This is a genomic window from Chryseobacterium sp. P1-3, assembly GCF_000738495.1.
Taxonomy (GTDB): Bacteria; Bacteroidota; Bacteroidia; order Flavobacteriales; family Weeksellaceae; genus Chryseobacterium; species Chryseobacterium gallinarum.
The window spans coordinates 685,409-705,398 of sequence record NZ_JPEQ01000007.1 but is presented as its reverse complement, the minus strand read 5'-3'; the positions used below and the strand labels follow the sequence as shown (position 1 = coordinate 705,398).

The window sequence follows — 19,990 nt, the reverse complement described above, 5'->3', positions numbered from 1 at the left end:
TGTCTATGAATTTTAATGGAGCTGTTTTTTCCGGTTATTTAGAAATATTTTGGCAGTTTTCCTGGTTGCAGTGGCTTGTGTTCAGTGTGATTATTAATATTTTCCTGTATTTCTTTTCAATAAGTCTCTATATTTTTATTGACAGAACCTGTCGCAAAAACGTACTGCAGGGAAAAAATCATCCTGTTACAAGATCTGATCTTTATCTGAGTTTTCTTACCATTATCTGCAATAGCCTGGTCATGCTGATTGGAGTTTTTTTATGGAAAACCGGCTGGATTGAGCTTACTATACATCCATCGGTAACGGAAATTGTTTCAGAAGTTATTGCATTGCTTCTTTTGATGGATGTATTGATGTATTTTTTTCATTATGCCGCCCATCTGCCTTTTGTCTATAAACGGATACATGGAAAGCACCATCAACATGTAAGCACCAATTTCCTGAGCCTTTTTGTTTTACATCCTTTGGAAACAATTGGTTTTGGACTCATGATGCTGGTTTTACTGATGTGTTATGATTTTTCAGCGGTTTCTATTTCAGTTTACCTGTTAGTCAATCTGGTCTGGGGAACTATCGGCCATTTGAACAGGGAGTTTTTTCCGGCTTCTTTTGACCGTATTTTTGTAGGAACCACAAGATTTCATAATCAGCACCATTTGGATGAAACCAAAAATTTTGGCTTTTATACTTCTATTTGGGACCGACTGTTTGGAACTTACAGATAGTGCAATTTGTAGTAAAAGACTATTAAAATTGTTGACGTTTCATCAAATACAAATTAAATAAAGGAGACTTTGGTTAAAGTTTTATATGATTTAAAACTTTACCTAGCAGGTGATTAAAATTTTCCAATTCCTTAGCTGTCAGTATAGAAGCCGTTTGCCGGGTGATATTTTTCCTGAAAGTTTCCGAATTTTCTATGATAAACCTGCCTTTTTCCGTTACGGAAAGATTGAACTTCCTACGATCAGCGGCATCCTGTTTCTGAATAATAAAATCATGATTAATCAGAAATTTCAGTTGCTTGGAAACAGCTGCCTGACTGATATTAAATGCCGTGGCCACCTCTCTTCCCGTGGCAATTTCCTTCCTTAGAATAAACTCAATGATATTATAATGCCCTGCAGTAACTCCATTAATATCACCTCGGTTCATATGAGCCAGAATAAGGCACTGGAAATCAGTGAATGTGTTAAAAAAAATCTTTTTCAATGGATTTCATAATAAATATACTTAACTTAGTTAATTATTAACAAAGTTAATCATTTTAGACATGGAAAATATAGAAATTACAAATGCCAGGCAAAATAATCTCAAAAATATTTCCATAAAAATTCCAAAACATCAGATTGTTGTTTTTACAGGGGTATCGGGATCCGGGAAATCCTCGTTGGTTTTTGAGACCATCGGGGCAGAAGCTCAGCGCCAGATTAATGAAACCCAGAACAGCTTCATCAGAAACCGTCTGCAACATTACGGGGTACCGGATGTGGACAATATTAAAAACCTGAATGTTCCCATTATCATCAATCAGAAACGTTTGGGAGGAAATGCAAGGTCTACAGTGGGTACAGCTGCAGATGTCTCTGCCTCTTTACGATTATTATTTTCGAGAATGGGACAGCCGTTTGTCGGATACTCCAATGTTTTTTCATTTAATAACCCCCAGGGAATGTGCCTTGAATGTGAAGGCCTTGGATTTGTTCAGACCCTGGATGTTACTGCCTTATTGGACAGGAATAAGTCTTTGAATGAAGGTGCCATCAGATTTCCTACATTCCAGCCGGGAGGATGGCGATTAACGAGATATACCTTATCCGGATATTTTGATAATGATAAAAAACTGAAAGACTTTACGGATGAAGAATGGAATATGCTTTTAAATGCAGAAGAGCATAAACCTAAGCATCCCTATAAAGAGTGGGGGAAAACCGTAAAATACGAAGGCATTATTCCCAGAATTGAAAAGGCGTTCCTGAAAAAGGACTCCAAAGAGAATATAACAAGAAAAGATGCTCTGAACCATGTTGTCATTACGAAAACATGTCCTGTCTGTCTGGGAAAACGGCTGAACAAAAAAGTATTGTCCTGCAAAATTAAAGGAAAAAGTATAGCCGACTGTATGGCGCTGTCTGTTGACGAGCTCCTGGAATTCATCTCTTCACTGGACTCCGGTACCTATGACGTGATTATAAGGGAACTTTCAGCAAAGCTTCAGAATATAATAACGATCGGATTACAATATCTGACATTGGACAGAAATACAAACACTCTTTCAGGAGGAGAATCCCAGCGGATAAAAATGGTAAGAAGCCTTGGAAACAGTTTGGTAGACCTGCTGTATATTTTCGATGAGCCTAGTATTGGTCTTCATCCGAAAGATCTTCAGAATATTATTTCCATTATCCGGCAAATCAGGGATAAAGGAAATTCTGTTTTAATAGTGGAGCACGATCCCGACCTGATTAAGATGGCAGACCGAATCATTGATATGGGACCTGGTTCAGGCAGAAACGGAGGAGAAGTGATATACGAAGGAACATTTGAAAATATAAAAAATTCCAAAGGCAAAACAGGCTCTTATTTTGCAAGGAAACCCGTAATAAAACACATATACAAAAAAGCGGAAGGACATCTGAAAATCCGGAATGCCAGTCTGTACAATCTTAAAAATATCAGCATCAACATTCCTGCCGGGGTAATGACTGTGGTGACCGGAGTGGCAGGATCAGGGAAAAGTACACTCATCAACCGTATTTTGCCTGATTTCTATCCTGAAGTCACTATTATAGATCAATCCCTGTTTGCTGCCAGTGCACGTTCCAATCTGCTTACCTATTTAGCGATATCAGATACCATACGCAAACTGTTTGCGCAATCCAATCATGTTTCAGATAAGCTGTTTAGCAGAAACAGTGAAGGAGCCTGTCCCAATTGTAAAGGATTGGGAGTGGAGAGGATAGACCTTGCTTTTATGGATGATATTGAACAGCCCTGTGAGGTCTGTGGCGGTTCTGGATTTAATCCTGATGTACTGCAGTATGTATACAACGGAAAAACAATTGTAGAGGTAATGGATATGACCGTTTCTGAAGCGGTCCGTTTCTTTAGGGAAGAGTCTGTGCTTAAAAAATTTTGATCTGCTCATACAATTGGGGTTGGATTATCTGACACTCGGACAAAGATTGGATAGCTTTTCAGGAGGTGAAAGACAACGTATGAAACTGACCAGGGAATTGAAAAACACCAACCAGATCATCGTTCTGGACGAACCTAGTACGGGCTTACATCCAAGTGATACCAAGAAGTTGCTGACTTTTTTTTAACCATCTGGTAAACCAGAATAATACCCTGATTGTTATTGAGCATAATCTGGATATTATTGCACAGGCAGACTGGATTATTGATATGGGCCCCGGGGCCGGAAAATACGGCGGAAAGATAGTGTTTGAAGGGACACCAGAAGACCTGCTGACCAGCAAAACATCAGTCACTGCAGAATTTCTGAGGAAGCATATTCAGTAAATGAAAAAGAATTAAACCATTAAGATAAGCTAGCAGGAATAGTAAAAGTTTTACTAGTCTATACTTATAACAAGTATAAATTACATTATTTAATTTTCCTGGAGCTTTATGGATCTTAATGGTTTACAATTATTTTGTCCGGGCGGAAGATTTTGCAGCAGATTGTATTTTTTCTTCAATCAGTCTCCAGTCATATAAATGAAATACTCTGCCATTGCTCATTGCAACAAATATCCCTTTCGGAAATTGTGGGCCCAGATTAATATGGGTTACTTCAGAACCATCACTTTCACTGGTAGAAACAGGTATTTCTGCAATTCTTCCTTTTGAAGGATCTTCCCTCAGGTATACATTAAATGTATCATTCTGTTGATTGGAAACCAGGATATATCCCGTCTCTTTAGAAGTAGGGTAGATAGAAATTCCTTCTACGTCAGACTTAAAATCTCCTTTTCCGAAAACCAGCAGCTCCTGATTTCCTTTATCCGGATCAGCGTAGTACTGATGAACTCCAAATTGTTCGTCAGAATAATAAATATATCCCATTTCATCATCTACAGCGATACTTTCGATCTCTTTCAACCCGCTGTATTTCCCGAACTTACGGACAACCTCTCCCGTGATAATTCCGTTTTTTTCATAAAGTTTATATTGCCAAAGATAACCATCGGCAGGGCCGGACTTTCTTCCGACAATAACAAACTGGTCTCCGGTTGCCGGGCTTCTATATAAAGAAATTCCCATCGGTCCACGTTCTGTTTCTCCTTCAAATACAGCAATTTCTCCGATCTTCTTCAAATCGGGTAATGAGTAAAATTTTACTTTATTGGTTTCTCTTTCCGTAACGGCAGCAATATCAGTTTTTTTGCCGTTAAGGGTAAATCCATATTCAATATCCACATTATTGGGGCGTTTAAGCCCTGAAACTTTCCGGATGATCTTTCCGTTGAGATCAAAGGCATACAATCCGCCATCAGTATCTTTATCCGTTCCTATGATGATGCTTTTTGAAGTATCTTCCGGATTGATCCATATTGCAGGATCATCAGTGTCATGAACCACAGCTTCTGTAATGATTGTGGGTTTTATTTTTTGTCCAGGTGTTTGCTGTCCCGTACAGCTAAACAGAAAAGCCGCTGCCGGAAGTGAAAGTATATATTTTATTTTTTTCATTATTAAAAATCAAATTTTACCCCTATAGTAAATCGGGGTCTGTAATATTCTGCCTGGGTTGTTCTGCTCTGAATTCCCTGGTAATATCTTAACGGCTGGTTGGTCAGATTATTGGCTTCAGCAAAAATTCTCAACTGGTTTGTTATTTTGTAAGAAGCATTTGCATCCAGGAAAAACTGTTTGTCGTAATAACGGTCATCAAAAGCTTTACCTCCTAATTCATCAATGTAATGAGATGCATAATTCATAGAAATTCTGGCCGAAAAACGTTTGTTTTCCCATGAAAGAGAGCCATTAAACATATGAGGAGCCGTACCCGGAAGACCTACATCGGTTCTTTCAGCACCATCTTCATTGGTAATTCCTTTTGCTTTGGATTGAGTGTAGGTATAGTTAACATATACGCCCAATCCTTTCCAGAATGCTCCCGGAATAAAATCCATCTGTCTCTGCAAAGCAACTTCAAATCCATAAATATCTACATTATCTCCATTTCTCTGTTGGGTAAACTTCCAGTTGCTTTCCCCGGCAGGGATAGGATTAGACTGTCCCGCAAAATCCGTTGCAAAATCATCGGCTGTGTAGTTTCTTTTGGAATAGGTGTAAATAAAATTATTCAGGTTTTTATAAAAAATCCCCCCGGAAAGAATTCCTACGGACTTAAAATATTTCTCTGCCATAAAATCAAAGTTATAAGCATAGGTCGCTTTTAAACCCGGATTCCCGGCGGCTACTATTTCATCTTCCGGAATGACATTAAGGTAAGGGACCAGCGAATAATAATTAGGACGGGCAAGAGCGGTGGTAAAAGCTGCACGAAGCACCAGATCCTGTACCGGGACATATTTGAATGAAATATTAGGAAGTACGTTGGTATAGGTATTGGTATTGTTGATCTGGCCAATCAGGTCTTTTTCATTCATAACGTAGTTTCCGGTGTAATCTATCTTTGTGGTTTCAATACGGGCCCCTAAGATCATGGAAAGTTGATCGTTTAAATCCTGGTCCCAGCGGATATAGCCTGCATAGATCTGCTCCTTTGCAGTATAATTGCTTGAAAGGAACTTTTCAGGCCTGGATTTTCCATTGAAAAGATTAGGGTTAAATAAATCTAACCCTCCAAGATAGGAAGGATCAACAAATGTCCCGGGGACATAATGGCCGGCCTGGAAGTTATGCCCGTCAAGATATATTGTAGGTACGGAAAGAAGGCTTCCCAGACTGCTGACCGGCTGAAAAGCATAGAAATCATTATTCCTTTCCTTTTCTTTTAAACGGAGACGGAAACCCGTACGTAACCTTCCTTTCCGGCCATCAATTACGGAAAAAGGAAAGCGTACATTCATTTTGGCACCCAATTCCTTCTCCTGTGTAAAACTGTTGGCATCCGACAGATCACTCAGTTTATAACTTCCCAGATCATCCGCAGCAAGAGGAGTAATGACAGGCTTTTCAGGACTGATGAGGTCCTGGGAAAAGGTCATCTTACTGTTTTCAAATTCTATATAACGCTGATGCGGTTTATCTTCACTGGCAATGGCATAGTTTACAGACCAGTCAAGATCCACTTTGGATCCCAGCAAATGCTCACCTCTTAAAGCATAATTCTGAACTTTTTGTTTTTCAAAACGGGTATTGTCATTGTCAGCATCACCGCCTTTATTTTGTCTTGTAATGCTTCCTTTCCAGCCTGTAATTTCGGTTTCATCAGTATTATAAACAGGTTTTATCTTATATCCGAGCGCATACCGTGTTTCTTTATCATTCCTGAAATTATACATGGCGGAAGCATAGATTTTATTCTTTGAATTGAATTCATAATCCATATTAAGGTCAAAACTATGCCTGATACGGTGCTCATTATAATAACGGACACCCATTTTGCTGATATAAACCGTTTGGGCGGCATCATTGGCAAGACTCCATACCGGTTCAATATTGTCTGAACCGAAATTATTATTGTTATAAGAAAAACTGAATACCGCACCCAACTTTTTATCTAAAAAACGGTTTCCATATACCAATCCAGCTGTATAATTTCCCTTTTCGCGGATAGGACTGTATCCTCCCGCTAATGTTGCTGAAATTCTTTCGCCATTGGGGGAAGCTCTGGTAATAAGATTGACAGAGCCCCCTATGGCATCAGCGTCCATATCCGGCGTTAAGGTCTTATTTACCTCTATGGTAGAAATCATATCAGAGGGGATAAGGTCCATCTGAACATTACGATTATCACCCTCAGCAGAAGGAATCCTGTCACCGTTCAGGGTAACAGAGTTGAGATTTGGAGCAAGTCCTCTGATGATAAGGTTTCTGGCTTCTCCCTGGTCATTCTGTATGGTAATACCGGGAACACGTTTCAGCGCATCTCCAATGTTGGCATCAGGAAAACGCCCGATCTGGTCGGCCGAGATCACATTGGTAATATTGGCGTTATTTTTCTGCTTATTCAAAGCCCTTGCCTGGTTTTTTAACGTAGATCCGGAAACCACAATCTCATCAATCGTAGTTTCTTTTTTTGCAAAAATAATATTCTGCCTGGTGTTTTTTTCAGGTTCTACCGTTACATTATATTCATGGACACCATAGCCAAGATAATCTACTTTCATGGTGTAGTTTCCGGGAGGAACATTCAGGAATACAAAATTTCCATGCTCATCGGAAGTCGTATAGATGTTACCGGGACTCAAGGAGATTTTAGCTCCCGGCAAGGCAATCTTTGAGTCGTCGTTGATGTTTCCGGACAGACTACCGGTTTGTGCATAGAAAAAAATAGATGCACAAAATAAAACAGATGTAAAAATTTTCTTCACCTTCCTATATTAGATTAAAATTATGAACAAAATTAAACGTACGTTTGGAAAATGATTTAAAATGAAAATTAACATTGTTTTAAAATTTGTTAATACACAGACGGAACGGTGTTTTCCTAAATTTCAGAACCCAGATTTTTTGCTGTATGATCTCCCTCTATTAATAAAGTTAATTCATTACATTGTATAATTTTTCCATCAGCAATGGTAAACTCCGCCAGTACTTTATGCCTGACCGTACTTCCATCTTTTAAGACAGACTTTGCCAGATGATGGGTAAAAATGATATTCCTGTTTTCAGCGTGGTTAATGATTTCAATTTGTTGTTGCGTTACTTTTTCTTTAAGTTTTTTTAATATGCAAAACAAATTCGTTATAGTTCAGACAGGTTCCATCAACATACTGGATATATTCTTTAGAAAAATATTTTTCGATCAGAATCTGATCAAATACCGGATTTTCCAGCACTTCACTGAAAACTTCTTGGATAAAATGCTTCATAATGTTAATATTGTGAAACAAAATTACATCCGGTATTCATGACGGAACGATAACAATTGTAAAGAAAAACTCCAATTACTTATCTGCGATTCCGGATCCTGCTTAAAGAAACACTGGTAATCCCAAGGTAAGATGCAATATAATGTTGTGGAAACCGGAGTAAAAGTTCCGGTCTCTTTTTGAGAAGCTGCTTATATCTTTCCTGAGGAGAATCTTTAATAAAAGACATCAGTCTTTTACTGATTTCACTAAACCGCTTATAAAATAAAGTATTAAAGGTTTGTTGAAATCCTGGATTTTCCAGCAATTGCCGGAAAGCTTTGTAATGCAATTCATAAACAACAGAAGGTTCCAGCGTTTCTATCAAAAAATCACTTGGGGTACCGTTCACGAAGCTGTCAAAAGACGCTACAGCCTGATTTTCGGTTATAAATTCGAGGGTAAGTTCTTTTCCATCCTTATAAAAATATTCCCTTAATGCTCCGCTTTTGACTAAAAACATGTTGGCTGAAACCTGGCCTTCTTCAAGGAGTACCTTTTTAGCAGGATATTGTACTTCCCGGAACAGATGAGGAGCGGTATGGAGGAAGGATTTAATATCAGGTATTTGCATGGAGAGTCGATTAGCAGGAAGATAAAAGCAGTCCTTGTACTATTGATTTGGTTTTTTTGATTAATTCATTTGACCTGTAAAGCTGGCTGGTCACTATACAGCTTTCAAAAAGAAGGTAAATATGGTCGGATAGCATATCATCTTTAAGATCCTTGTTAAAGGCATCCCGTAACGCTTTTTTATGGCTGCGGATCACCTTATGAATCTCCACTTTTTCAGAGGGAATTTCAGATAATATATTCAAAAAGCTGCAGCCCCGGAAATTTTCTTTTTCGTTCATGAAGATCAAAAAGTCAAATGATTTCAAAAACCTTTCTTCTACAGTCTGCGCTCCGGAAATAAAGTTCTCTAATTCCGATATCCAATAAGCATATCTTTTGTCAAGAAATTCAATACATAGGTCATCTTTCGATTTGAAATGCTGATAAAAACTGGCTTTTGAAACCGCCGACTCTTCAATGATCTGATTGATGCCGGTATTGTTATAACCTTGTTGATGAAACAAGATCATAGTGGTATTTAGTATTCTTTCACGAGGTTTGGACATGAAGGCTATTTTTAGCAAATTTAAATAAATCTGAACATACTGTTCTTTTTTGTTTAAACGAAATTACAAGCTATTTCACGATATTTTCAATCATCTGCCGGAGTAGATTGCAATGAAATCAGTTTTTTTTCTGAAGAAGAATATTTTTCGACCCACTTATACAGGGTGGTTTTGGGAATACGGTATTCCGTAATAATCTGCTGTTTTGTTTTGGCCCCGGAACTGATAAGGTCTAGTATAAATTCAATGATTTCAGAGGTGTAAATGTTTTTCCTGAATTGCGGCATGGGATTTTTTGAGACAGCTCCTTTTTTTTGATAATTGACAGCCGGTGGCGAGTAAAAAATCAGATGTTGTGAATAAATCCTGAAAAAATCATATTCCAGCAGCTTGCTCCATTTTAAAAGTAATTCACTTGACATGCTCTTTGCCTCATAGATCCTTTCAAGTTCATCCTCTGTACATTTAAGATAACTGCATATCCGGTCTTTATCCAGTTTCTTTTCATCGGTCCTTATCTGTATAAGTTTACCAATGTGTATTTCCTTAAGATTCATCTATATATGTTTGTGTTTTTAACGGTTCACTGCGGCATAATCTTTTTATTGCATGCAGTTATATTGCCTGTGCATCTATAAATAGCCATGACTATCCGGTACAAAAGCATTTTGAAAAATGTGTTCATTTCAACTTGTGCGTCAGGAGCCTGTCAATGGAAAAATTATTAAACTGATAAAGTATTTTCCATCTGAATATTTAAGAACATATTCCGGAATGGCGTCTAGTTGTTACAATGTTAACGAAAAACCTGTTTCAATAAAAAAGAATAGAAGATACATAGGTTCTACTTTTTTTAATGTGTTGATAATCATTGGTTTTAGGTTTATTGTGAAGGAGTTTTGTCGGGCTATCTAACGGAAATGAGAAGGTTTTTTGATAAAATATTACTCTGTTAATCCGGTTGAACCCCAGATAAACCTCTAAACCTATAAAAACTGTGGATTTCTATCCGGCTGATCACAAGGAAATAAGCAGCAGCAATAAAGTTTGTTGGCAGAGGTAAGTTTTATACAAATCCTCTTGCATAATAAACCTGTATAAGGAAGAACAATAAGGTGAAAAACCATATCATATAAGGATGATAGCGGAGGTTTTCTTTCAGAATATAATGCAGGGCTTTAAATAGTTTTATCAATCCGATAATTCCTATAATAAGAAATACAATGAAAATGATGAAAAAGAAATAATCCCTGGAACCATAATTTCCGGAAACAGAAAGTTGGTCAAGATGATTCAAATAAGACTGAACATTCACAGTTTGTCCCAGAAACATGGCAGAAAGAATCAGTATAAAGAAAGGAGTAGAGGTATATACTGTAGTATAAATGAATGAAAATAATAAGGTGCGGAAGGTTATTGTATTGACCTTTTCTTTTTTGTACCCTAATAATATCACACTGAAAGCAACGGCTGTAAAATTGTTCATCATAAATATGAATAAAGCTTTTTCCACCATGCTCAGCCCTTTAATCCTGGAAATAAAGTTGTGTTCCCCGCTGTAATCCATTAGAAGAACGGAAACAATTACCGAGGTATATACCGAAAGTTTGATGGGAGATAAATAATCAAGGAAACGTTCTGCTTCCTCTTTTTCCATTTCCTGAACGGCAAAGTCATAGCAGCGATGAGGTTCTTTAAACAATTTATAAATAGTTACGGGAACCAGTAATATTTCGATAATAATCTGTAAACAGAGTTTTTCAAAGCTATCAATCAATTTTTCAAACATATATCATCCGGTATTAGGCAAAGATGGGCTGACTATGCAATTTAATAATTTTTTAAGTCGTTATTGCCAATCATTTGTTGAATGAAATAAAAGAGTTTAACTTCAGAGACTGATAAATAACGGGCTGGAGATAATTTCCGGCCTGTTATTTATGAATACTTATTTAGGTAATCCTTTTTTTAAAGCAATATTCGCTTTTTCAACAGCTTTTTTCTCCTTCCAGTCCATGTACCTTTTCTTATAACGGGCTTTCATGAAATTATCAAAATTTCGCTGAACGGCTAAGTTCCAAAGTGAGTGTGCTTTTACAGCCCAGCTTTTATCCCAGGCGCGAAGAGAGATGGAAAAAGATCCATCCAGATATTTCATCCAGTGCCACCAGCCGGTAGGCATAAATAGAGTGTCTCCATGCTCTAAATAGCATTCGATGCCTTCAATACCATCCAATGCCGGAAATTTTTCAAAATCGGGATTTGCAATGTCATAGTCTTCCAGGGCGTAAGTTGCATAAGGAAGTTTGTACAGGCGGGTTTTCCATTTATATTCAAAAAGGAGAACATGCTTTCTTCCGTTAAAATGCGTATGGAAGATATGAGGCATATCAATATCATAATGCAGGAAGGTTACGGATCCCTTACCTCCAAAAAACATACTCGGATATTTATCTAGAAAACCTCCCATCAGATTTTTTGGAGGGATGTAGTCATTCAATAATTTGGGTGCAAATTTTATAGGATCAAAGAAAAAGATCCTAAGATCGGTTGGTTCCCTTTGGATAAGGTCAACATATTCGCTGAACGGCATTTTTGTTGTCGGAGTGTTAATAGGAGCTGCAGGATCAGCCTTGGAGCTATCATATAATGGAACTTCAACATCGCCTACTACCTCTTTCATGTATTCCATTGTCCATTTTTGATAGGCCGGCCATTTTCTCGCCATATTTTTGATTACCACTGGCTTACATGGCTTTAAGTATTTTTCACGGAAATCTTCCTGTGAAATGTCATCTACAATATCAATCGGTTTAAGGAGTATTCCCATTTGTTTAAATTATCAGGCTAAATTATTAAATATTTATGAAAAAAAATGAGAATCATTGAAATAGTATAATAAATTGAAAAATATTTATTGAACAATTTATAATTGATGTAAGTACAATTGCTGATTATTTAAGCTATATTTTTTTGAATATTCTGATTCAGATCCTTCAGGAAATACGTAGGGGTTGTTTTATACTTTTCATGAAATTTTTTTAGAAAAGCTTTGGGCCGTTTTAAAGCCTACCATATCTGCCATCTCCTGAATACTTTTATAGCGAAGCCTAGGTGTGGTTTTCCATAATTCTACAGCATGGTTCAACCTTAAATTATTAAGATAAGAGGCAAAATTATTTTTCTTATAATGATTGATTACTTTTGACAGATATGCGGTGTTTGTTCCACATTCCTTTGCCATATTTAAAAGAGAAATATCTTTTATCAAATATTTTTTTTTTCAGCTCAAAAGTATTAAGATAAGACAATATATTTTCCACAATCAAAGGGTTGATGTCTAATTGGTCATGGATTGGGTTGCTAATTTCAACTTGTGTATTTTCATATTGATATTCAATATTTATTTTTTCCTGGTTTGTAATGGCTTCAAAATATAAGGTCTTATAGTATTTCTGTTTTCGGTAATATGTGTATGTGAGCCCTAACAGTATAAAAAAATGAAAGAAAGGAAATCACAGCAATACTGTTACGGAATTTTTTTTTCCTGGGTATGAGATTTTTTTTAAGATGGCGTTCTCATTACTTATTTTTTTTGAGTTCATCATCCCCGTCTAAAAAACCTGATATGTATTGAACTTTTTTTAGTGGTAAGGTTTTTATGGTGATTTTATCTTCAATGATAGGATATAATCCTCCAACTCGGCTTTTTGTAAAAAGCTGATAATAACTCATAACGAATAGTATAACCCATAGAAAAATTCTCATATAGAGGAATTAATATCATCAAAAGTACAAAAATGAATTGAATTTTTTAAAATTTTGATTATCATATTTTTAAGTGTTTTTGCTTGAGTATTTTTACGTAAATATTTTCTGTTTTTACCCATTAAATTTATGAATTTAAATATTTTCCTACCTTATATATTTGCTTGGAAACCGATGCTTATTATAGATTTATATAGGTCAAAAAAAACACAATCGCTATGAAAAAAAATCACATCTGTTTTCACTATACTTACTATCACTTTTAGTTATTCTCAAATACAACCATGGAATACGACAGGTAATGCCGGAACTAATCCTTTTGATCATTTTATTGGAACTATTGACAATCAACCACTAATTCTAAAAACAAATAATATAGAGCAACTAAGAATTACACCGAAAGGAAAATTTATTCCGTCAGGAACAGATGCTTCGTGGGGCAAAAATCTATTTTTTGGGGGGGGGCAATGAAAGCATAGCAGAAGGAAATGGAAGGAATACGATTTTTGGTCTGGATAGCTTTAATTCTGCTGCTGGGCATACTAATACAGCTATAGGATATCAAGCTTTTGTAAATGTAGAACAGTCCACCTATAATGTAGCGGTAGGTTCTCAAACAATAGGAGGTAAAGGGTGGCTATTAGAAAATACTGCAGTAGGAACTTTTGCCTTATCCAGAGATCAGGTTTCAGACATAAATTTTTTTGTAACTGGTAATTCTGCATTTGGATCCGGGGCTTTACAGACTTTAAAACACGGAAGATATAATGTAGCAATAGGTACTCTGTCCTTGTTCTGGCTGGCCTCCCAAGCTATTTCCAGCGAAGATAATGCACAATATTCCAATAATATTGGTATAGGTTATCAGGCTGGTTACAATTTGATAAAAGGCACTAATAATATTTTTATAGGAAATGAAGTGAAATCTTCTCGGTCTATAATTGATAATGAGCTCAATATTGGTAATTGGATTGTTGGGAACAATGGTATTATCGGAATCGGTCAATTTGCTGATTTACTGCCTGCCAATGGAATATCGGCAGATGGCCGTAAATATAAACTTTTTGTAAAAGAGGGAATTAAAACAGAAAAAATAAAAGTTGAAGTGGCTTCTGCAAATGACTGGGCAGATAATGTTTTCAAAGAAGATTATCAGTTAATGCCTTTATCAGAGGTAGAAAAACATATTCAGAATAAAGGACATCTTCCTAATATCCCTTCTGCTGATGAAGTGGTAAAAAATGGAATAGATCTCGGAGATATGAATTCTAAGCTTTTGCAGAAAATAGAAGAACTGACTTTGTATCAGATCCAAATGAGTAAGGATATTAAAGAATTAAAAGAAGAAAATAGAAGGCTAAAACATGTGTTGAAAAAAGAATAACACTTAAAAAAAATATAACCATGAGAAAAGAATTATTTACTACTTTTTTACTGAGCTTCTTTTGCTTGGTTTTCATTCAAGCTCATATTATTAACCGTAGGGATATAAATAACATAACTCACCCACCGAAAGCTTTGGCTGATGTTTGTTTCAACCGTGTACACAATGGCTGGGCAGAAATTATCATACCAGTTAGTCAATGGACCTCGGATAAAGTCACTCTGAAAATCTATGGACAAAATGGAAATCTTATAAATGGGACCAATGGGGTTACTTTCGATACGAATGTTCTTACCAAGGTCTCTACCAATGGGCAAGAATATTATTTTCTGAAAGGGCGACCTGTGAGTGGTGTCCAAAATGTAGAAACTTTCACTTACGAAGTCTCCAGTCCACAGGATGCGGCAGTATCCAAAACTTTTGATGCATTGCCATCAAAAGAACAAGCGAACATAGCAGGAGCCTCTACAGTATGTATTCCTAAGGCTGCCGTTTGTTTCAACCGTGTACACAATGGTTGGGCAGAAATTATCATACCAGTTAGTCAATGGACCTCGGATAAAGTCACTCTGAAAATCTATGGACAAAATGGAGATGCTATAAATGGAGCTAATGGAGTTGCGTTCGATACGACTTCTCTTACTAAGATCTCTTCCAATGGGCAGGAATATTATTTTCTGAAAGGGCGACCTGTAAGTGGAGTTCAAAATGTAGAAACTTTCACTTACGAAGTCTCCAGTCCACAGGATGCGGCAATATCCAAAACTTTTGATGCATTGCCATCAAAAGAACAAGCGGACATAGCAGGAGCCTCTACAGTATGTATTCCTAAGGCTGCCGTTTGTTTCAACCGTGTACACAATGGCTGGACAGAGATTACCATACCGGTCAGCCAATGGAAATCGGATAAGGTTACTCTGAAAATCTATGGACAAAATGGAGATGCTATAAATGGAGCTGATGGAGTTGCGTTCGATACAACTTCTCTCACTAAGATCTCCTCCAATGGGCAGGAATATTATTTTCTGAAAGGGCGACCTGTAAGTGGAGTTCAAAATGTAGAAACTTTCACTTACGAAGTCTCCAGTCCACAGGATGCGGCAGTATCCAAAACTTTTGATGCATTGCCATCAAAAGAACAAGCGAACATAGCAGGAGCCTCTACAGTATGTATTCCTAAGGCTGCCGTTTGTTTCAACCGTGTACACAATGGCTGGACAGAGATTACCATACCGGTCAGCCAATGGAAATCGGATAAGGTTACTCTGAAAATCTATGGACAAAATGGAGATGCTATAAATGGAGCTGATGGAGTTGCGTTCGATACAACTTCTCTCACTAAGATCTCCTCCAATGGGCAGGAATATTATTTTCTGAAAGGGCGACCTGTAAGTGGAGTTCAAAATGTAGAAACTTTCACTTATGAAGTCTCCAGTCCACAGGATGCGGCAGTATCCAAAACTTTTGATGCATTGCCATCAAAAGAACAAGCGAACATAGCAGGAGCCTCTACAGTATGTATTCCTAAGGCTGCCGTTTGTTTCAACCGCGTACACAATGGTTGGGCAGAGATTACCATACCGGTCAACCAATGGAAATCTGATAAAGTTACTCTGAAAATCTATGGACAAAATGGAGATGCTATAAATGGAGCTGATGGAGTTGCGTTCGATACAACTTCTCTCACTAAGATCTCCTCCAACGGGCAAGAATATTATTTTTTGAAAGGGCGACCTGTTAGTGGTGTTCAAAATGTAGAGACTTTCACTTATGAAGTTTCCAGTCCGCAGGATGCGGCAGTATCCAAAACTTTTGATGCTGTACCTTCAGACCAGTGGAATGATTTTGAAAAACAAAAAACTTGTGCTACAAAAGCAGGAGGAATTTGTGTGGATCGAAATAAGAATAATTATACCATTTATATTCCGGTATCTGAGTGGAAAGGGACAAGTGTAAAGATAAGATTCTTTAATATCAATGGAGATGTAATAAGTTCACAGGATTTTGCGAGTCCTGCTACAGAAAATTATAATGGAAGAAACTGCTATAAAATTTCCGGGAATATAGGTACAGACGTTCAGGTTATTATTGAAGCGTCCAGTCAAAAGAATGCAGCAGTCCATATGCTGCTGGATCCTGTTCAATCTCTTTGTTATGAAGGAGCTTGTGGAGGTAATAATAATTGGGAACTTACCGGTAATACGGCTACTGATCCGACTTATAATTTTATTGGAACCACCGATAAGCAAAGTTTAGTTTTCAAAACCAACAATGTCGAAAGCATGCGTATCGATTCTAATGGAAAGATTGGAATAGGTACTAAAAATCTTTCATGTACTGATTGCTCTAATTACAGACTTTTTGTAAAAGACGGAATTAAAACAGAAAAGGTAAAAGTGGAAGTTGCTTCAGCTAATGGCTGGGCAGATTATGTATTCCGTCCGGATTATAAGCTCCTCAAGTTAGAAGATGTAGAGAAACACATCCATGAAAAAGGCCATTTGCCTAATATTCCTTCTGCTGATGAAGTTGTAAAAAAAGGACTTGACCTTGCAGAAATGGATGCCAGATTATTAGAAAAGATTGAAGAACTTACTCTTTATACCATCGATTTGAATAAAAAAAATACTGAGCTTCATCAAAAGAATGCTGAATTAGGGGATAGTGTAAAGAACAGGGAGAAAATGATTAAAACTCTTCTGAAAAAAGTAGAAGCTTTGGAAACTGAAAATAAGAAAATTGTTGACTTTAAAACCTCGAAGAATAATGAATAAATATAGCTTTTTAATAAGTATTATCTTCTTCCAATATGTCTATTCTCAGACTACTCCTAAATATTGGAGCGCAAGGGGAAACGCCGGTACCAGCCCCGATACTCATTTTGTAGGAACTACAGATTCCCAGAAATTACTTTTCAAAACAAATGGTACGGAAGCAATGCAGCTGGATATAACCGGTAAAGCGGGCATTGGAGTTTCTAACTTTTCCTGTACAAGTTGTTCCGGCTATAGGCTTTTTGTGAAAGGGGCTCTTAAAGCAGAAAAGATAAAATTAGATATCGCTTCTGAGAATGGCTGGGCAGACTATGTATTCAAGTCGGATTATCAACTTCCAAGACTGGAAGAAGTTGAACAACATATTCAGGAGAAAGGGCATCTACCCAATATTCCATCTGCAGAAGAAGTCGTAAAGAATGGAATTGAACTCGGAGAGATGAAAGCAAGGCTTTTGGCTAAAATAGAGGAGCTAACTCTTTATACAATAGATCTTAATAAAAGGAATCAGAGCCTTACCCAGCAAAGTTCAGAATTAGATAACCAGATTAATAACCAAAACAAAGTCATTGATACACTTCAGAAACGTATAGAAAAGCTGGAGAATGATCATCGCCAAACATTTTAAAATATGAAATCAGCAGTAACCTATAAATATAGCCTGGGCATTGCCATATTGTTTTTTCAGTATTCAAATGTCACAGCACAAATAAGTGAGAAGGATTTCCCTGTTGAAAAGAAAGCTGCTCTGCGAAATATTCTCGCTGCACAGGAAAGACAGTCTGTACAGAGAGAGCAGGCAGTGAGCCGGTTGAAATCCAAAGGATTTAAAGAAATTATTGTAGAAGGGGAGAATGTGAAGCAATTAATTAATGAAGATGAACAAGGGCGCCCGATGTATTACACAACATTAAATGCTAATCCCTCCAAACGGATTAAAGCCAATAAATTCTACTCAGGGCAGGGATTGGGGTTGAGTATTTCCGGACAGGGAATGATCATTGGTCAATGGGATTATTCTAAACCAAGACTTAATCACCAGCTATTGACAGGAAAGATTACTTATAATACCAATCAAAATCAAACTATTTCCCGTCACAGTACCCATATCGCCGGTACATTGATTGGTAATAATACGAGCAATCCTAATGCTACCGGTATTGCCTATGATGCTACTTCTAAAGCCTATGACTGGGTGAATGATACAGCAGAAATGACAGTAGAAGCTTTAGGAGGTATGCTCGTTGCGAATAACAGCTACGGATTTGATCCGATATACTTACAAACATATCAGTTCGGAAAGTATAATACAACAGCAAAGGAATGGGATAATATTATGTATAATGCTCCTTATTTTCAGATTGTGAAAGCAGTGGGAAATGCCCGGAGTATTGATCCTGCTATTGCCCCTCAGGTCGCTGCAAAACAAGGCTACGACCTGTTAGAAGGAGGAGGAATTGCCAAAAATGTGTTGGTCGTTACTTCAGTCAATGAAAATAGTAATCCTAATGGGGATTCCGACTTTAGTATTTCTTCTTTCAGTAGCTATGGGCCAACCGATGATGGGAGAATTAAACCGGATATTGCCGCTCAGGGAGAAAATGTATATTCTTCTATAGAAACGTATAATTCTGCTTATGGCTATTATAATGGAACTTCTTCCGCATCTGCTTCTGTAACCGGAGGAATTACGTTACTCCAACAATATTGGAAAACCCTTAATCCTAATTATATGTGGTCGTCTTCCGTGAGAGCAATTCTCGCCCATACAGCGAATGATAAAGGCGCTTTGGGACCTGATTATATCTATGGTTGGGGACTGATGGATACGGAGAGAGCAGCACAATTGATCTATAGTAATAACAAAAGTACTTTAGTTAAAGAAGAAAGTTTAGCTAATGGCCAGGAGTATCGGTTATATGTTGTTGCAACAAAAGCCGATCAACAACCACTGGTAGCTACTTTAGCATGGACAGATCCTGCCGGGAACCTTGGAAATACAGTTACAGATGATGAAGCTAAAGCATTAATTAATGACTTGGATATTACCATCGTTAAAAAAGATGATGCCGGGAATGCACAAACTTTTTATCCCTGGAAGCTGGGAGGAATTAATAACTATACTGCTGTAGCAACGCGAAATTCAGCCAATTCAGTAGATAATATTGAGAAAGTGGAAATTGAAAATCCTGACGGACTCTATCAGGTGATCATTAAACATAAGGGAACTCTTCAGCAAGGAAATCAGAACTTTTCTCTGATCCTTTCAGGAGTATCTTTTTGTTATTCCGATGATTTGTATGTATTGGTAAGAGAAAAAGACAATATTGATGCCCCTAATTTTGTAGGAACCGCTAAAGAAATTAAAGCGTCCAATGTTATTAAGAGTACAGCAAAAGTTACTTATAAGGCCGCTAAGTCCGTAGAATTATTATCTGATGCATCAGGAGGTAATAAAACAGTAGGATTTGAAACAGAACCGGGAGCAGACTTCTTAGCTTATATTGATCCGGATTGTGGCAATATCAGCCTTCCTTTACTCTATAAAGCACAATCATTGGCCAGAACAGCCAATAAGATCACAGCATCTGTTCCTGCAAAACAAATGGAGATTGATAAGCAGGATGAGATTATGCTGTATCCTAATCCCGCTCATGAAGAAGTGAATGTGAAATTCAGACTAGGAAAGACTTCTAAAGTTGTGATGACCTTATATGATGTATCAGGTAAAGAAGTATTGCGTCAGGAAAGTTCCCAGGATTTCCCTGGCGGAGAGTTTATGAAAACATTAAATGTAAGAGGGTTGCCAAGTGGAGCATATATCCTGTATGTAGAAACGGCAACTCAGAAAACCGGTAAAAAACTAATCATTAAATAAAAAAAAAGACC

18 protein-coding genes are annotated in these 19,990 nt (G+C 37.2%); 7 read left to right on the top strand and 11 right to left on the bottom strand.

The window, feature by feature from the left end:
* Positions 1–5 precede the first annotated feature (5 nt).
* Positions 6–728 (top strand): sterol desaturase family protein, encoded by a 723-nt coding sequence (locus tag HX13_RS11820; RefSeq protein WP_050021226.1) that lies wholly within the window; start codon positions 6–8, stop codon positions 726–728.
* A gap of 73 nt (positions 729–801) precedes the next feature.
* Here the strand turns inward: HX13_RS11820 and HX13_RS11815 are convergent, their stop codons facing one another.
* Positions 802–1,215 carry a MarR family winged helix-turn-helix transcriptional regulator gene (locus tag HX13_RS11815; RefSeq protein WP_050021225.1) on the bottom strand — a complete coding sequence of 138 codons (414 nt, stop codon included), beginning with the start codon at positions 1,213–1,215 and terminating at the stop codon, positions 802–804.
* A gap of 61 nt (positions 1,216–1,276) precedes the next feature.
* Between HX13_RS11815 and HX13_RS11810 the strand changes: the two genes are divergently transcribed.
* A complete protein-coding gene (locus HX13_RS11810; RefSeq protein ID WP_238555265.1) occupies positions 1,277–3,142 on the top strand; it encodes an excinuclease ABC subunit UvrA in 1,866 nt (621 codons plus the stop codon).
* A 19-nt stretch (positions 3,143–3,161) separates the two neighbouring features.
* Positions 3,162–3,329: an ATP-binding cassette domain-containing protein gene (locus tag HX13_RS24170; protein WP_238555264.1), complete on the top strand. Its 168-nt coding sequence runs from the start codon at positions 3,162–3,164 to the stop codon at positions 3,327–3,329.
* Positions 3,330–3,657: 328 nt separating this feature from the next.
* Here the strand turns inward: HX13_RS24170 and HX13_RS11805 are convergent, their stop codons facing one another.
* The 10 genes from HX13_RS11805 to HX13_RS11765 form a co-directional block, all read right to left on the bottom strand.
* Positions 3,658–4,701 (bottom strand): phytase, encoded by a 1,044-nt coding sequence (locus HX13_RS11805; protein ID WP_128572374.1) that lies wholly within the window; start codon positions 4,699–4,701, stop codon positions 3,658–3,660.
* Between the two features lie 2 nt (positions 4,702–4,703).
* The gene (locus HX13_RS11800; protein ID WP_050021224.1) at positions 4,704–7,514 is read right to left on the bottom strand and encodes a TonB-dependent receptor; all 2,811 of its coding nucleotides are present in this window, start codon (positions 7,512–7,514) and stop codon (positions 4,704–4,706) included.
* A 116-nt stretch (positions 7,515–7,630) separates the two neighbouring features.
* Entirely contained in the window at positions 7,631–7,882 is a 252-nt protein-coding gene (locus HX13_RS11795) for a hypothetical protein (protein WP_050021223.1), read from the bottom strand.
* Positions 7,857–8,015: a hypothetical protein gene (locus HX13_RS22515; RefSeq protein WP_157837436.1), complete on the bottom strand. Its 159-nt coding sequence runs from the start codon at positions 8,013–8,015 to the stop codon at positions 7,857–7,859. Before HX13_RS22515 ends, HX13_RS11795 begins: the two co-directional genes overlap by 26 nt.
* Before the next feature lie 79 nt (positions 8,016–8,094).
* A complete protein-coding gene (locus tag HX13_RS11790) occupies positions 8,095–8,628 on the bottom strand; it encodes a Crp/Fnr family transcriptional regulator (RefSeq protein ID WP_050021222.1) in 534 nt (177 codons plus the stop codon).
* A 10-nt stretch (positions 8,629–8,638) separates the two neighbouring features.
* The gene (locus HX13_RS11785) at positions 8,639–9,175 is read right to left on the bottom strand and encodes a TetR/AcrR family transcriptional regulator (protein WP_050021221.1); all 537 of its coding nucleotides are present in this window, start codon (positions 9,173–9,175) and stop codon (positions 8,639–8,641) included.
* Positions 9,176–9,261: 86 nt separating this feature from the next.
* A complete protein-coding gene (locus HX13_RS11780) occupies positions 9,262–9,732 on the bottom strand; it encodes a transposase (protein ID WP_050021220.1) in 471 nt (156 codons plus the stop codon).
* A 509-nt stretch (positions 9,733–10,241) separates the two neighbouring features.
* Positions 10,242–10,964 carry a hypothetical protein gene (locus tag HX13_RS11775; protein ID WP_050021219.1) on the bottom strand — a complete coding sequence of 241 codons (723 nt, stop codon included), beginning with the start codon at positions 10,962–10,964 and terminating at the stop codon, positions 10,242–10,244.
* Positions 10,965–11,123: 159 nt separating this feature from the next.
* Positions 11,124–12,005, bottom strand: a complete 882-nt coding sequence (locus HX13_RS11770; protein ID WP_050021218.1) for a cupin-like domain-containing protein — start codon at positions 12,003–12,005, stop codon at positions 11,124–11,126.
* 198 nt (positions 12,006–12,203) lie between these two features.
* Complete coding sequence (locus HX13_RS11765) at positions 12,204–12,446, bottom strand: helix-turn-helix domain-containing protein (protein ID WP_050021217.1); 243 nt, start codon at positions 12,444–12,446, stop codon at positions 12,204–12,206.
* 951 nt (positions 12,447–13,397) lie between these two features.
* Here HX13_RS11765 and HX13_RS11755 point away from each other — a divergent pair.
* From HX13_RS11755 to HX13_RS11740, 4 genes are read left to right on the top strand one after another with little or no spacing between them, the layout of a single operon-like run.
* A complete protein-coding gene (locus HX13_RS11755) occupies positions 13,398–14,327 on the top strand; it encodes a hypothetical protein (RefSeq protein ID WP_128572373.1) in 930 nt (309 codons plus the stop codon).
* 20 nt (positions 14,328–14,347) lie between these two features.
* Positions 14,348–17,101, top strand: coding sequence for a hypothetical protein (locus tag HX13_RS24165; protein ID WP_238555263.1), 2,754 nt, complete (start codon positions 14,348–14,350; stop codon positions 17,099–17,101).
* Complete coding sequence (locus HX13_RS11745) at positions 17,094–17,729, top strand: hypothetical protein (protein ID WP_050021213.1); 636 nt, start codon at positions 17,094–17,096, stop codon at positions 17,727–17,729. The genes HX13_RS24165 and HX13_RS11745 overlap by 8 nt, the downstream gene beginning before the upstream one ends.
* A 3-nt stretch (positions 17,730–17,732) precedes the next feature.
* On the top strand, positions 17,733–19,979 hold the full coding sequence (locus HX13_RS11740; protein ID WP_050021212.1) for a S8/S53 family peptidase: 2,247 nt from the start codon (positions 17,733–17,735) through the stop codon (positions 19,977–19,979).
* The last annotated feature ends 11 nt before the right edge of the window (positions 19,980–19,990 follow it).

Coding starts and splice junctions, on each gene's coding strand:
- HX13_RS11820 (WP_050021226.1), top strand. CDS start 6: ATGAATTTTAATGGAGCTGTTTTTTCCGGTTATTTAGAAATATTTTGG.
- HX13_RS11810 (WP_238555265.1), top strand. CDS start 1,277: ATGGAAAATATAGAAATTACAAATGCCAGGCAAAATAATCTCAAAAAT.
- HX13_RS11805 (WP_128572374.1), bottom strand. CDS start 4,701: ATGAAAAAAATAAAATATATACTTTCACTTCCGGCAGCGGCTTTTCTG.
- HX13_RS22515 (WP_157837436.1), bottom strand. CDS start 8,015: ATGAAGCATTTTATCCAAGAAGTTTTCAGTGAAGTGCTGGAAAATCCG.
- HX13_RS11790 (WP_050021222.1), bottom strand. CDS start 8,628: ATGCAAATACCTGATATTAAATCCTTCCTCCATACCGCTCCTCATCTG.
- HX13_RS11785 (WP_050021221.1), bottom strand. CDS start 9,175: ATGTCCAAACCTCGTGAAAGAATACTAAATACCACTATGATCTTGTTT.
- HX13_RS11780 (WP_050021220.1), bottom strand. CDS start 9,732: ATGAATCTTAAGGAAATACACATTGGTAAACTTATACAGATAAGGACC.
- HX13_RS11775 (WP_050021219.1), bottom strand. CDS start 10,964: ATGTTTGAAAAATTGATTGATAGCTTTGAAAAACTCTGTTTACAGATT.
- HX13_RS11770 (WP_050021218.1), bottom strand. CDS start 12,005: ATGGGAATACTCCTTAAACCGATTGATATTGTAGATGACATTTCACAG.
- HX13_RS24165 (WP_238555263.1), top strand. CDS start 14,348: ATGAGAAAAGAATTATTTACTACTTTTTTACTGAGCTTCTTTTGCTTG.
- HX13_RS11745 (WP_050021213.1), top strand. CDS start 17,094: ATGAATAAATATAGCTTTTTAATAAGTATTATCTTCTTCCAATATGTC.
- HX13_RS11740 (WP_050021212.1), top strand. CDS start 17,733: ATGAAATCAGCAGTAACCTATAAATATAGCCTGGGCATTGCCATATTG.